Source organism: Nonomuraea sp. NPDC003707, from assembly GCF_053587055.1.
Map to the genome: position 1 here is coordinate 13,570 of NZ_JBSFNK010000013.1, position 13,151 is coordinate 26,720.

General features: G+C 71.6%; 13 protein-coding genes and 1 pseudogene. 8 read left to right on the plus strand and 6 right to left on the minus strand.

Annotated elements, in window-relative coordinates:
* Nucleotides 1-20: 20 nt before the first annotated feature.
* Nucleotides 21-674, plus strand: coding sequence for a hypothetical protein (locus tag ACWDRB_RS31025; RefSeq protein WP_449899558.1), 654 nt, complete (start codon nt 21-23; stop codon nt 672-674).
* On the opposite strand, the gene ACWDRB_RS31030 is transcribed toward ACWDRB_RS31025, so the two are convergent.
* Nucleotides 675-1,001, minus strand: coding sequence for a hypothetical protein (locus ACWDRB_RS31030; protein ID WP_449899561.1), 327 nt, complete (start codon nt 999-1,001; stop codon nt 675-677).
* Between the two features lie 110 nt (nt 1,002-1,111).
* On the opposite strand from ACWDRB_RS31030, the gene ACWDRB_RS31035 reads away from it, so the two are divergent.
* Both ACWDRB_RS31035 and ACWDRB_RS31040 read left to right on the plus strand, forming a co-directional pair.
* Entirely contained in the window at nt 1,112-2,020 is a 909-nt protein-coding gene (locus ACWDRB_RS31035; RefSeq protein ID WP_449899564.1) for a glutathione S-transferase C-terminal domain-containing protein, read from the plus strand.
* Nucleotides 2,021-2,165: 145 nt separating this feature from the next.
* Nucleotides 2,166-2,699, plus strand: a complete 534-nt coding sequence (locus tag ACWDRB_RS31040; RefSeq protein ID WP_449899566.1) for an OsmC family protein — start codon at nt 2,166-2,168, stop codon at nt 2,697-2,699.
* Here the strand turns inward: ACWDRB_RS31040 and ACWDRB_RS31045 are convergent.
* Nucleotides 2,696-2,866 carry a hypothetical protein gene (locus ACWDRB_RS31045; RefSeq protein ID WP_449899569.1) on the minus strand — a complete coding sequence of 57 codons (171 nt, stop codon included), beginning with the start codon at nt 2,864-2,866 and terminating at the stop codon, nt 2,696-2,698. The genes ACWDRB_RS31040 and ACWDRB_RS31045 overlap by 4 nt on opposite strands.
* A gap of 191 nt (nt 2,867-3,057) precedes the next feature.
* Between ACWDRB_RS31045 and ACWDRB_RS31050 the strand changes: the two genes are divergently transcribed.
* The 5 genes from ACWDRB_RS31050 (at nt 3,058) to ACWDRB_RS31070 (ending at nt 8,208) form a co-directional block, all read left to right on the plus strand.
* Entirely contained in the window at nt 3,058-3,660 is a 603-nt protein-coding gene (locus tag ACWDRB_RS31050) for a hypothetical protein (protein WP_449899572.1), read from the plus strand.
* A gap of 399 nt (nt 3,661-4,059) precedes the next feature.
* Entirely contained in the window at nt 4,060-5,160 is a 1,101-nt protein-coding gene (locus ACWDRB_RS31055) for a sensor histidine kinase (protein WP_449899574.1), read from the plus strand.
* Nucleotides 5,157-5,834 (plus strand): response regulator transcription factor, encoded by a 678-nt coding sequence (locus ACWDRB_RS31060; RefSeq protein WP_449899577.1) that lies wholly within the window; start codon nt 5,157-5,159, stop codon nt 5,832-5,834. The genes ACWDRB_RS31055 and ACWDRB_RS31060 overlap by 4 nt, the downstream gene beginning before the upstream one ends.
* 58 nt (nt 5,835-5,892) lie before the next feature.
* Entirely contained in the window at nt 5,893-7,371 is a 1,479-nt protein-coding gene (locus ACWDRB_RS31065) for an ArnT family glycosyltransferase (RefSeq protein ID WP_449899580.1), read from the plus strand.
* Nucleotides 7,372-7,380: 9 nt separating this feature from the next.
* The gene (locus tag ACWDRB_RS31070; RefSeq protein WP_449899583.1) at nt 7,381-8,208 is read left to right on the plus strand and encodes a polyprenol monophosphomannose synthase; all 828 of its coding nucleotides are present in this window, start codon (nt 7,381-7,383) and stop codon (nt 8,206-8,208) included.
* Here the strand turns inward: ACWDRB_RS31070 and asnB are convergent.
* The 4 genes and pseudogenes from asnB to ACWDRB_RS31090 form a co-directional block, all read right to left on the minus strand.
* A pseudogene (gene asnB / locus ACWDRB_RS31075) lies at nt 8,156-9,898 on the minus strand (asparagine synthase (glutamine-hydrolyzing)); the annotation flags it as partial. The gene ACWDRB_RS31070 and the pseudogene asnB sit on opposite strands and share 53 nt — an antisense overlap.
* Nucleotides 9,895-11,094: an aminotransferase class I/II-fold pyridoxal phosphate-dependent enzyme gene (locus tag ACWDRB_RS31080; RefSeq protein ID WP_449899586.1), complete on the minus strand. Its 1,200-nt coding sequence runs from the start codon at nt 11,092-11,094 to the stop codon at nt 9,895-9,897. The gene ACWDRB_RS31080 and the pseudogene asnB, both read right to left, overlap by 4 nt.
* Before the next feature lie 12 nt (nt 11,095-11,106).
* On the minus strand, nt 11,107-11,925 hold the full coding sequence (locus ACWDRB_RS31085) for a 2,3,4,5-tetrahydropyridine-2,6-dicarboxylate N-succinyltransferase (RefSeq protein WP_449899588.1): 819 nt from the start codon (nt 11,923-11,925) through the stop codon (nt 11,107-11,109).
* A 2-nt stretch (nt 11,926-11,927) separates the two neighbouring features.
* On the minus strand, nt 11,928-13,151 hold the full coding sequence (locus tag ACWDRB_RS31090; RefSeq protein WP_449899590.1) for a diaminopimelate decarboxylase: 1,224 nt from the start codon (nt 13,149-13,151) through the stop codon (nt 11,928-11,930).

Sequence of the window (13,151 nt, forward strand, 5' to 3'; positions counted from 1 at the left end):
CCACCGTCACCCGTGAGCAGATGGACGCCGAGTCCCTGGAGCGGCCCGCGCTGGTACGCCTGCCGGACGGGCGCTGGCGGCTGTACCTGAGCTGCGCCACCACCGGCACCAAGCACTGGCGGGTGGAGGTGCTCGAGGCGGCCGACCCGGCGGCGTTCGACGCGCGCTCGCGGGTCACCGTTCTGCCGGGCGACCCGAAGACCGGAGTGAAGGACACGGTGATCGTACGGCGCGACGGCGTCTGGCACCTGTGGGCCTCCTGCCACCCGCTCGCCGACCCGGATGAGGCCGACCAGATGGTCACGGACTACGCCACCAGCGCCGACGGCCTGGAGTGGACCTGGCACGGCACGGCGCTGAGCGGCCGGCCCGGGCTGTGGGACGCGCGCGGCGTCCGGATCAGCGCGGTGCGCTTCGACGGCGACCGCGTGGTGGCGTTCTACGACGGGCGGGCGAGTGCGGCGGAGAACTACGAGGAGCGCACCGGCATCGCCGCCGGCACGGACCCGGCCGTGCTGACCGCCGTGGGCGAGGCCCCTGCGGCCGAGTCGCCGTATCGCGGCCGGGGCCTGCGTTACCTGGAGCTCGTGGACCTGCCGGGTGGCGGGGTCCGGCTGTACTACGAGTTCACCCGCCCGGACGGCGCCCACGAGTTGCGTACCGAGCTGCGGTGATCAGGACCGGCGGCCGTTACGTGACTGCCGCCGGCCCGGTGGCCGGGCGCCGACCAGCCCGCCGGAGCGCTCGCGGGGGCGGAGCCAGTCGCTGAAGTCCTCGCCGGTGACGCGCTGGAGCAGCCGGATGTCGTCGGCGAAGTAGGGGATGAGCCGCGGGCCGCTGCTCCCAGGACAGGGGCCGCCGGGCGGCGGGCCGTCGGTCAGGAAGAACTTCGGCTCCTTGACGGTGGACAGATAGAGCTCCGGGTGCTGCTGCAGCGCGCTGTGCAAGGCCGTCGTCCCTGCTTTGGGCACACCGGCGATCAGGAAATCAGGCAGGGACACCGGGTTCCTCCTGGCGCTCGTCAAAGTAGACCCATTTTCCTACCAGAAGTATGGGATATCAAGTACCCTATAAGTCGAGTAGGAAATAACTCTTGAAACCCGGAGAGCCCGTGTCCATCACCCAGACGCCGGTCTACGCAAGTCCCGTCGACCACGCCGCGTACGGTCATTACGGCCCCGGCCGTCTGCACCTCTCGCCGGACTGGAACCGCCCGATCTATCCCTTCCAGGGCCGCGTCACCGCCGACGGCTCCAGCGGATTCCGCGCCGAGCCCGGCCGCTACCACCTCTACGCCGCCTGGGTCTGCCCGTACGCCCAGCGCGCCGCCATCGTCCGCAAGCTCAAGGGCCTGGAGGACGTGGTCTCGCTGTCGTACGTCGACGACGAGCGCGACGGCCGCGGCTGGGCGTTCAGGGAGCGCCGCGGCCCCGACCCGGTCAACGGCTTCACCCTGCTGGAGCAGGCCTACGAGGCCACCGAGCACGCGTACGGCGGCCACATCTCGGTCCCCGTGCTCTGGGACCGGCGGACGGGCCGGATCGTCAGCAACAACTTCCCCGACATCACCATCGACCTGGCCACCCAGTTCGAGCAGTGGGCCGACACCTCCGTCGACCTCTACCCGGACTCGCTCCGCCCGGAGATCAACAAACTCAACGGCTGGATCTACTACGACATCAACGCCGGCGTCTCCCGGGTGGCCCGCGCCGCCACCGAGGAAGACCGCGAAAGCGAGCGCCACCGCGTCGTCGCGGCTCTGGAACGACTGGACGAGCGCCTGTCCGGGCAGCGGTTCCTGGCCGGCGACACGATCACCGAGGCGGACGTGCGGCTGTGGGTGACGCTGGCCAGGCTCGACTCCGAGTACAACCGCGGCGACCTCATCAGCGAGCGGACGCTGACCGACTTCGAGCACCTGTGGCCGTACGCGCGCGACCTGTACCAGCGGCCGGCGTTCAGGGAGACGATCGAGGGGCTGCCCGCCGCCTGGGACTCCCCGCACGGGCGGGGCCGATGACGCGCGAGCAGGTCCATCCGGCGGTATCCGGCTCGACATCCCACCAGGACCGAACCGGCGCCGCGCGCCGTCATCGACACCCCGCTCGACACCCCGCTCGACCCCGCTCGGCCCCGTGACCAGCGCTGATCAGACGAGAAAGACCATGAGCACCCTACGCGAGTACCTGTCACACAAACGCACCGCCCTGCTGGCCCGCCGGCAGGCACCCGCCGCCGGGCCGGTCCCGCTGCATGCCCACGTCACCGCCGAAGGCCGCAGCGGGATCCGGCGCATCAGGATCAGGGACTTCCAGATCATCAGCGACAGCGGGTCCGACTTCGCCGGCTACGACCTCGGCCCTACCTCGCCCGAGCTGCAGGCCGGCGTTCTGGGCAGCTGCGTCACGCACATCTTCCTGATCAAGGCGGCCGAGCTGGCGGTGCCGATCGATGCGCTGGAAGTGGACGTACAGGCCGAATACGACCCCAGGGCCCAGCAGCCGGGCGACGGCGACATTCCCGTGTACCCGCACAACTTCACTTATGAGGTGCTGATCGACTCGCCCGCCTCGGACGAGGAGCTGGCGAACCTGCACGCCGAGGTCGAGCGGGTGTGCCCCATCCTCAACCTGATCCGCAACCCACAGCCGGTCAGCGGAACGGTGATCCGGACCCGGGCCGGCGTGCCGGCCCTCTAACGCCGGGACCGCCGGCCGAGCTCGGTGCCGATGTCGGTGAGGATCTGCGCGTAGTCCTCATGATCGAAGGTGAACGGCAGCGCGAACGCGACCCCGTCGATCTCCCGGAAGGCGGCATGGCCGTAGAGCCGTTCGGCGCGCCCGGCGCAGTGCTCGAGGCGGCACATCGCCGGTCCCATGGGCTTCTGCGGCGGGCAGGAGGCGGTCCCGGTGGGCGCCCGAGCCGCGTTGCCTGACGGTGACCGGTCGTGGCGTGCGCGGTCGCGTGGGGTCAATCGCGGTTGGGCGGGGAGTCCGTACCTCACGGCCGTCGGCGCCGAGATTGATCACGGTCGTACGCGTGGTGTTGGATGAAGCGGTGAACCGTGGACCACTGGAGCTGCTGCACAGGGCCGTCGACCGCACCAGGGCCCTGACCCGCAGCCGCCCCGCCACCGGTCGCACCCACGATGACGCCGATCCCGTCGCCGGCAGCCTCGCGACCGACAGCGCCCAGCGCTTCGACCCCTTCCCGCTGCTGCGGGCTCTGGACGCGGCCGGAGCACGGGCCGTGGTGATCGGCCAGGTCGCCGGGATCCTGCACGGCTCAACGGAGCTGACCGGGGACCTCGACCTGCTGTGGGACGGAGCACCGGAGCAGGCCGACGCCCTGGCACACGCCTTCGCCGCCGCCGGCTGCACGTTGCTGGACGACGGACATCCCCCCATCCCGCCCAGGCCGCAGGCGTTCCTGCGTCCCAAGGTGCAGTTCGACTCCCCGCAGGTGAGCGGCGACTGCTGCACGCCCGCCCTGCCGTGGGGAACACTGCCGGTACGCCCCTTGCTCGACCGGGCACTGACCGCCGTCGACACGGACGGTCTGCGGGTGCGCTACCTGCGCCGGGACGACCTCATCCTGATGCGCCGAGCCCTGGGACGCCCCAAGGACCTGCGCCGCGCCGAAGAACTCGAACGCCTTTGACAAGAACGCCGACGGTGACCGCAGGCGTGTGGGACGCCAGTCGGCCAGGCGCGCACGCCCCGGCGGCCTGGACACCCGGCTCGCGACGGTGAGCCCCCCGCCACGACCGGCTCGCTGGCCACGAGGGCACCCACCGGATCCAGCGCCGCGTCATGGCCCGCCGGCTCCTCAAGCGGGCCGGCGAGGAATGGGATTTCGGCGACGAGGCAGAGTTCGTCCGTCGCCTTCCACGGCTCGCACGGCATTACGGCCTTACTCGATGACTGCGAGTTCCTGAGCCTCGGCTGCCGATCGCCCGCGGGCGTGCTCGTCAGGGGCCTCTGCCCTCTGACCGTGGGCAGATGGCGGGTACCACTCCAGGTGGATGCGTGCCGAACCGGCGGTTCCTACGATGGGCGGGTGGTGGTGACTCCCCGCTGGCTGTTACCGGCCGGCCTCGGGCTGCTGATGCTGCTGGTCGGGCTGTCGTGGGCGCAGACGATCACGCGTGGCTGCGGCTGCGGGTGGCCGTTCGCCGGAGGGGGCGCCTTCATCGTTCTCTGTCTCGTCATCGTGCGTACGGCGTCGGGCCGGCTCGCCGAGGTGGCCGGTCTCCTGGCCCCCGCGGCCATAGCGGCGCTCACGGGGCTCGCGGTCAACAGCATCGGCTGGTTCGTCCTGGTGATCTACATCGCGTTCGTCGCGCTGAACCTGCGGCTCTGGCCGGGCATCGCCATGTGGCTCGCCTCGCTTGCCGTGGTGGTCGCGGCGGCGTTCACCACGCCGGACCCCGGGTGGCCCAACTGGCTGGCCGCCGTGACGCTCGTCTTCTGGAGCGGCTGGGCCGCGCGCTACCGCATCGAGGTGGGCGAGCGGCTGCACCGCGCGGAGAGCACCGCCGCCGCTGCCGCCGCCCTGGCCGAACGGCAGCGGCTCGCGGCCGATCTGCACGACATCGTCGCGCACACGCTCGCCGTGACGGTGCTGCATCTGGGGGGTGCGCGGCTGGCGCTCGAGCACGACCCCGGGGAAGCGGCGGCGGGGATCGCCGAGGCCGAGCGCCTCGCCCGGCAGAGCATGGCGGAGCTGCGAAAGGTGGTCCGCGTTCTCGCCGAAGAAGGCTCCGACCCGGCCGTGGTCGCCCCCCAGCCCACCGCGCCCCGGCTACCCGAGCTCTTCGAGGAATACCGGACGGCGGGCCTGGAACTCGAGTCGAGCGTCGACGGTGAGCTGACGGCGGTGAGCCCGACGACCGGGATGGTGCTCTACCGGCTGATGCAGGAGGCACTGGCCAACGCGAGCCGCCACGCGCCGCGGAGTTCCGTCGAGGTACGGCTGCGCATATCGGAGGAAGGCGCCGTACGGGCCACGATCACCAATTCCCTGCCCGGCGGCCCACCTCGGCACAATGGCGGCATGGGACTTCGCGCGATGGCCGACAGGGTGCGCATGGTCGGCGGCCACGTCACCGCCGGCGTCGAGAACGACCGGTGGGTCGTACGGACGGAGCTGCCCGCATGATCTCGGTGGTGCTCGTCGACGACCAGGAGCTCGCCAGGGCAGGACTGCGGACGATCCTGCGCCAGCCGTACGGGTTCGACGTGGTCGGCGAGGCGGCCGACGGCCAGGCCGCGCTGGCGGAGGTCGCGCGCGTCCGGCCCGACGCCGTGGTCATGGACATTCGCATGCCGCGCATGGACGGGGTCGAGGCCACCCGCGCGCTGCTGGCCGCGGATCCGGCGTCCCGCATCCTGGTGCTGACCACGTTCGGCGAGGACAACATTCTGGCGGCGGCTCTGCGGGCCGGCGCGTCAGGGTTCTGCCTCAAGGACGCTCCGGCCGAGGACATCCAGCGGGCCGTACGGGCGGTGGCGGCGGGCGACGGCTGGCTGGACCCCGCCGTCTGCGGGCGGGTCCTGCGGCGTTACCGCGCGGATCCGGTGACCGACCCCGACGCGGTCCGGCGGCTCGGCGACCTCACCGCCCGCGAGCTCGACGTGCTCAAGCTCATCGGCCGGGGGCTCACGAACGCCGAGATCGCCCACCGGCTCGTGATCGGCGAGGGCACGATCAAGACCCACATCGGCCGGATCTTCACGAAGCTGTCGGTGCGCGACCGGGCCGCGGCGGTCGTCTTCGCGTTCGACCACGGCGTCGTCCGCCCCGGGGAGTCGCCGCCTATGCCTGGGGTCTGACCCCAGGTTCTGTTCCCGGCCAGACGACAGACAGCGGGCCATCGGAAACCGTGGAGGCATGCTTCTTCAAGCCCCCCGACTCCGGAACACCGCTCCCTCGCTCCCGGCGATCGCCTGGCGGACCATCGGTCCCATCGCGGGCGTCGTCGTGGTCACCTTGCTGATGCTGAGCCCGTGGTACGGCTACCACCGCGACGAGCTCTACTTCCGCATGCTCGGCCAGACTCCCGCCTGGGGGTACTTCGACCAGCCTCCGCTGACCCCGCTCCTCGCGCGGCTGTCCACGGGACTGTTCGGGGACACCATCGTCGGCCTGCGGGTCGTCCCCGCGCTGTGCGCGGGCCTGCTGATCCTCCTCGGTGCCGCGATCACGCGGGAGCTCGGCGGCCGCGCGAACGCGCAGACGCTCGCCGCCGCCGGCCTCGGCACCGGGATGTTCCCCCTGCTCGCCGGGCACACCCTGCTGACCCAGTCGGCCGACTTCGTGTTCTGGACGGCCTGCATCCTGTGCGTGCTGCGTGCCCTGCTGCGCGGCGACGGGCGATGGTGGCTGGCGGCCGGCGCCGTCGCGGGAGCCGCCACGTTCAACAAGCACCTCATCGTCCTGCTGATCACAGGTCTGGCCACCGGGCTGCTCATCACGGTCGGCGTGGCGGTGAAGGGGCCGCGTGCCGTCTTCAGCGACAGGTGGTTCTGGTCCGGGGCGCTCCTGGCCGCGCTCATCGCCTCTCCGAACCTGCTCTACCAGGCCACCAACGGCTGGCCCCAGCTCACCATGGCCGCCACGCTCAGCGAATCCGTGAACCGGATCATGTTCGTGCCCATGCTGGTGGCGCTGCTCAGCATAGGAGCCTTCGCGATCGCCGTCGCCGGGTGGCTCTGGCTGCGCGGGCGGCCGGAGACCCGGCCGCTGGCCATCGCGTCCCTGGTGACGATCCTGCTCGGCTGGGCGTCGGGAGGACGGGCGGACTATGTCGCCGGGAGCCTGATCTTCGCCTTCGTGGCCGGCTGCGTGCCCGCCGCCGCGTGGACGGAGAGCCGGGTCGCCCGGCGTCGGCTGGTGTGGTGGGGACTGCTCGGCACCTCGGTCATCGGGATCGCCGTGGCGCTGCCGCTGCTCCCGCTGTCGGCGCTCGGCTCCTCGCCGAACGAGGTGTCCAGGGAGTCGGTGGGCTGGCCGCGCTTCGTCGCCCAGGTGGCCGGGGTGTACCGAACGCTGCCGTCCGGAACGGTCGTGCTCACCGCGAACTACGGCGAAGCCGGCGCGCTGGACCGGTTCGCGCCGGACATTCCCGTCTACAGCGGCCACAACGAGCTGTGGTTCCAAGGCCCACCGCCGGAAACGGCGCGGACGGTGGTCGCCGTGGGGTTGCCGCCGGAGCGGTTGCGGCTGCGCTTCACGCGCTGCGAATCCGCCGGGGCCATCGACCACGGCACCGGCGTCGCGAACGAGGAGCAGGGCCTGCCCGTCACGGTCTGCTCAGGACCGCGGACCTCGTGGAAGAGCGCCTGGCCCGACTTCCGGCACGCGAGTTGAGGAGCGATCATGAACACCGTCCTGGTCATCACGCCGACCTACAACGAACGAGACACCCTGCCCGGCATCGTCGGCAGGATCCGCGCCGCCGTACCCGCCGCCCGCATTCTCGTCGTCGACGACAACAGCCCCGACGGGACGGGCCTGATCGCGGACAGGCTCGCGGCCGAGCTCGACGGCGTGCACGTCCTGCACCGGCAACGCAAGGAAGGGCTGGGCGCCGCGTACCTGGCGGGCTTCCGCTGGGGACTCGACCGGGGCTTCGACGCGCTGGTGGAGATCGACGCCGACGGCTCGCATCCTCCCGAGCGGCTGCCCGCCCTGCTGGACGCGGCCGAGCGGGCCGACCTCGTCATCGGCTCCCGCTGGGTGGCCGGCGGCCGCGTGGCGAACTGGCCGCGCAGACGGGAGCTCCTCTCACGACTCGCGAACCGTTACGTACGGCTGGCGCTCCGGCTTCCGGTCGCCGACGCCACCGGCGGGTTCCGCGTCTACCGGGCCGCCGCACTGGAGAAGATCCTCCTCGGAAGCGTGGAGTCGCGGGGGTACTGCTTCCAGGTGGATCTCACGCTGCGAGCCGTCCGTCACGGGTGCACGGTGGCGGAGGTGCCGATCACCTTCGTCGACCGTACGAGCGGGGCGAGCAAGATGAGCGCCGGTGTCCTCTTCGAGGCGCTCTGGCGGGTGACCGTATGGGCCCTCAGGACAGGGACACCCGATACTCACGCACCCACGCGTTCAGCTCGACGAGCTGCACCAGCAGCTGCGCGGCGCTGGCCCCGCCCGGCAGTTGCGCGCGCAGCTCGTCGGCGCCGATCCGTTTCAGCAGGTCGTTGAGCCGCGGCGCGTCGAACATGGCGCGCAGCGGCGACTCGCTCGCGTTCACGATCCACGTCGCCTCGCGTACCAGCGCCTGATCGTGGGCCGGGTTCTGGACGTGCGGGTACGCGCTCTTCTCCCGGGTCAGCGTCGTCGGCGGGAGGATGTCGGCCATCGCGTCCTTGAGCAGGCTCTTCAACCCGCCCGCGCACTTCATCGACCAGGGGACGTTCCAGACGTACTGGACGAGCCGGTGGTCGCAGAACGGCAGCCGCACGTGAAGCCCCTGCGCCGCGCTCATCCGCTCCTTGCGGTCGAGCACGACGGCGAGCGGCCCCGCCATCCCGAGATACAGCACCTCCCGCATGCGCGCGTCCAGCCCCGCCTCACCCGGCAGGCGCGGCACCTCGCCGAGGAGTTGCGCGTAGCGCGCCTTCTCGTCGCCGTCCCGCGCGAGCTCCGGCACGAGGAAGTCGGCGAGTTTCGGCCCGTCCCCGAGCCACGGGAAGGTGTCGCGCCGGATCAGTTCGGTCTTGAAGAGGTACGGATACCCGCCGAAGAACTCGTCCGCCGCCTCGCCGGACAGCGCCACCGTCGTGTCCTGCCGCATCCGCCGGAACAGCAGATACATCGACGCGTCGAACTGCCCCCACCCGGGCAGGTCGCGCGCGCGGCGCGTCGCCGGGATCGCGGCGAGCAGGTCCGGCATCGTCGCCGTGAGCGTGGTGTGCCTGCTCCCCATGTACTCGGCCGCCGCCGCGGCGTACGGCGCGTCCACATCCGGGCGCAGCTCAGTCGGCGCGAAGTGCGCCTTGTCGCTGTCGAACTCGACGCAGTACGTATCGAGCGCGTGCGGCAGCAGCCGAGCCGCCAGCGCCGCCACCGACGTCGAGTCCACGCCGCCGGACAGCATCGCGCCGCACGGCCCCGACGCGGGCAACTGGCCCGCCACGGCGTCATGGAGCAGCTCCCGCACGCGTTCGGCGGTCTCGGCGGGCGTGTGGTCGTGCGGCTCGCTCGTCAGCCGCCAGTACGCGCGCGAAATCGGCCCGTGATCGGCCGTGTACGTGATGACGTGCGCGGGTTTGACCTCGTGCACCCCGACGAGCGGAGTCTCACCGGCGAGCGTGAGGCGCGGCTGCAGCGCGATCGTCATCAGCGACCGGTCGAGAACCGGGGTGAACAGCGGATTCGCCATGATCCCCCTCGGGAGGGAGGCGAACAGGATCCCGCCCGCATAAGGGTGGTAGTAGAGCGGTTTCAGCCCCATGTGGTCCCGCGCCAGCAGCAACCGCCGGTCCCGCCCGTCCCAGATCGCGATCGCGAACGCGCCGACGAGACGGCCGACGAAGTCCGCGCCGTGCGTCAGGTAGGCGTGGAGCAGCACATCGGTGTCGGTGGCCACGGGGGACAGGCCGAGGGACCGGCGGAGCGCGGCCAGGTTGTAGATCGCGCCGTCGTACACGAGCACGACGGTCCCGTCGTCCGGCGAGGGGCCGCCGCGCGTGGCGAACAGCGCCGGTTGACGCCCTTCGCCGGCGCCCGGGGTCGTGCGGCGGCGATGGCCCAGCGCCGCGTGCCTGATGATGTGGACCGCGCCTCCGTCAGGCCCGCGATCGCCCATCGTGTCCGTCATGGCGCTCACGACGTCCGCCCGTTCCATGAGGTCACGTTCGAGGTCGATCCATCCGATGAGGCCGCCGCTCATCTGGTCAGCTCCCCTGCAGTAGTAGTGGGTCTCAGCTCCGCGAGCGACCGCCGTACGCGGGTCAGCGCCTCGCGGGTGCGGTCCGGCGCGTGGACGAGCGCGATGCGCAGGTGACCCGCGCCGGGGTTGGCCCCGCGGTCGGTGGCCGCGCCGAGGTAGCGGCCCGGCATCGCCGTCACCGCTTCCTCCCGCCACAGCAGGCGCGCCGCCTCCTCGTCGTCCGGTACGGGGAACCAGAGGAAGAATCCCGCCTCGGCCCGCCGATAACCGGCGAGATCGCCGAACAGTTCGTCCGCGATGTCCCAGTTCGCGCTCACGGCCGACCGCAGGCGCGCGACGTGCGCGTCATCCGCCCACAGCCCCGCCGCCACCACGCACACCGGCTCCGCGAGCGAGACCCCGCAGGTGCGGTTGTGGTTCGCGTACGCCGCCACGCTCCCCGGATCCCCGATCACGAACCCGGACCGCAGGCCCGGCATCCCGGACCGCTTGGACAGGCTGTGGAGCACCAGGAAGCGGCCCGCTTCGCTCGCCGTGCCGGACGTCAGGAATCCGCCGCCCGCGGACGAGCCGTGGACGAGGTCGATGTAGCACTCGTCGACGATGAGCAGCGCACCGGCCGCCCGCGTCGCCGCGCTGATCGCGCGTACCGTGCCGGGGGTGTGCGTCTCGCCGCGCGGGTTGCCCGGTGAACAGACGACGACCGCCGCGACGTCCCGCCGAGCGGCCACGGCGGCGGCGACCTCCGACGCGTGGCCGTAGAAGATCGCCCGGCCGCCCGCCGCCGACACCGCCGCGTGGTACGTGGGATAGAACGGATTGGGCAGGACGACCGCCGGAGCGGGCGAGCGGACGCTGCCGGAGACGGCGAGGGCGATGGCGGCCGCGACGGCCTGCTTCGTGCCGGGGGACGGCTCGATCGCGAGCGACCCTTCACGTACGGCGGCGCCGACACGGGTGCCGAAGCGGCGTTCGAGCCAGCCCGTGTAGGCGGCGCGGAGCTCGGGGGTGCCGCCGAGCGGGGGATACCGCGTCCAGCCGGCCACGTCAGCCAGGAGCCGGCCGTCCACCGGCGGCGTGACGAGGCGAGCCTCCCCGAGATGGAGGGGGATCGGGGTGACGCCGGCGGGTGCGGGGATTCCCGCCAGGAGCGCGCGCAGCCGGTCGAAGGCGCTCGGCGATGAGGTTGACGGCATCGATGAAGGGGCTCAGTCGCGGACGAGGTCGTTCAGGGCCGTCTTGCCGCGGGTGCGGTCGTCGGCGTGCTTGACGATGATCGCCGCATACACCGATATATCGGGATTGTTGGCGTCGATGCGGGCGCCCGGGACGACGACCGCGTTCTCGGGGACCTCGCCGTACGTGACCTTTCCCGTGGCGCGGTCGACGATGGGGGTGGACCGCCCGAGGAAGACTCCCATGCCGATCACGGCGCCCCGCCGTACGACCACGCCCTCGGCGATTTCCGAGCGCGCGCCGACGAAGACGTCGTCCTCGACGATGACGGGCTGCTCACCGATGGGTTCGAGCACGCCGCCGATGCCGGCTCCGCCGGAGATGTGGCAGCGTGCACCGATCTGCGCGCAGGAGCCGACGGTGGCCCAGGTGTCGATCATCGTGCCCGGGCCGATGTAGGCGCCCACGTTGACGAAACACGGCATCAGCACGACCCCGGGCGCCACGTACGCGCCGTGGCGGACGACCCCGCCGGGGACCACGCGCAGGCGCGCGTCGCGGAAGACGGCGTCGTCCCAGGTCTCGAACTTGAGCGCGATCTTGTCGAAGCTCTTCGGCTGTCGCGGGCCGCCGGACCCGACCTCGTTCCGGCCGATCAGGAACGACAGCAGAATGAGCTTCTTCACGAACGTGTCGACCACCCACTCCGGCCCCTCCGGCCGTGCCGCGCGCAGCTCTCCACGGTCGAGGGCCGCGAGCCCGGCGGTGACGTGCGGCGCGAGGGCCGCCAGCTCGTCCGCGGACAACGACTCCCGCCGCTCGAAGGCGGTCTCGACCAAGCTCCTGTTCACGATCACGCTCCCCAGCGGACGGTCGCGATGTAGTCGTCATAGGTCTCGGCCCGCCGGATCTCCACCACGTCGCCGCCGTCGGTGAGCATCAGCTCGGCGGGACGCAGGCGGCCGTTGTAGGTGAAGCCCATGGCGTGGCCGTGGGCTCCGGTGTCGTGGATGAGCGCGATGTCGCCGTCGCGTGGCTCAGGCAGCTCGCGGTCGACGGCGAACTTGTCCAGGTTCTCGCAGAGCGCGCCGACGACGTCGAATCTGCCGATCTCCCTGCCCTCGGCGTCGGGGAGGGAGATGTGGTGGTACGCGCCGTACATGGCGGGCCGCATCAGTGACGACATCGAGGCGTCCAGGCCGACGAGCTCGTGGCCCTTGCGGCAGCGGTTGATGACGCGGGTGACGAGGACGCCGTGCGGGCCGGTGACGTACCGGCCGATCTCGGTGAGGATACGCGGCCCGCCGGGGCCGAAGAACTCCTCCCGGGCGGCGAGGATCTCGTCCGCGTACGCGGTGAAGTCGATGGGTTTGTCGTCCTCGTGGTACGGGATGCCGAGCCCGCCGCCGACGTTCACGTACTCGAGCTCGATCCCGACGGCCTCGGCGACCCGCGCGCCGTGCCGGATGACGTCGGCGGCCGCCCGCGCGGCGCGGCTGGTGTCGAGCTCGTTGGCGCAGGTCATGCCGTGGATGCCGAACCGTCGCGCGCCACGGGCGACGGCGTCCGCGTACGCGTCCGCGAGCTCGTGCACGGGCACGCCGAACTTGCTGTGCGCCGCGTTGCCCATGAGCGCGCAACCGGCGGCCAGACCGGTGGGGGAGATGCGAAAGGCGACGGTCTCGGGAAGTTCATCGACCTTTTCCGCGAACGACCTGTCGTCGAACGTTATCAGAGCTCCCGCGGCGCGGGCCGTGCGATATTCGGACGGCGCGGTGTTGTTGGAGGTGAACACGATGTCGCCGGCCTGCGCGCCGGCCGTCCCGGCAAGGCGCACTTCCACCGCCGAGGAGCAGTCGAAACCACTTCCGGCGGCGCGCAGCAACGCCAGGATATTCGGGTTCGGCAAGGCCTTCACCGCGAAATACTGCCGGTACGAGGTGTCGCCGAATGCGCGCGTCATCGCCTCGTGGGTGGCCACGATGCCGCGCGCGTCGTAGAGATGGAATGGCGTGCCGTAATCCGCGACGAGATCGGGGAGCAGCGGCAGCAGTCGCTCGGCGAATTCAGCCGACAT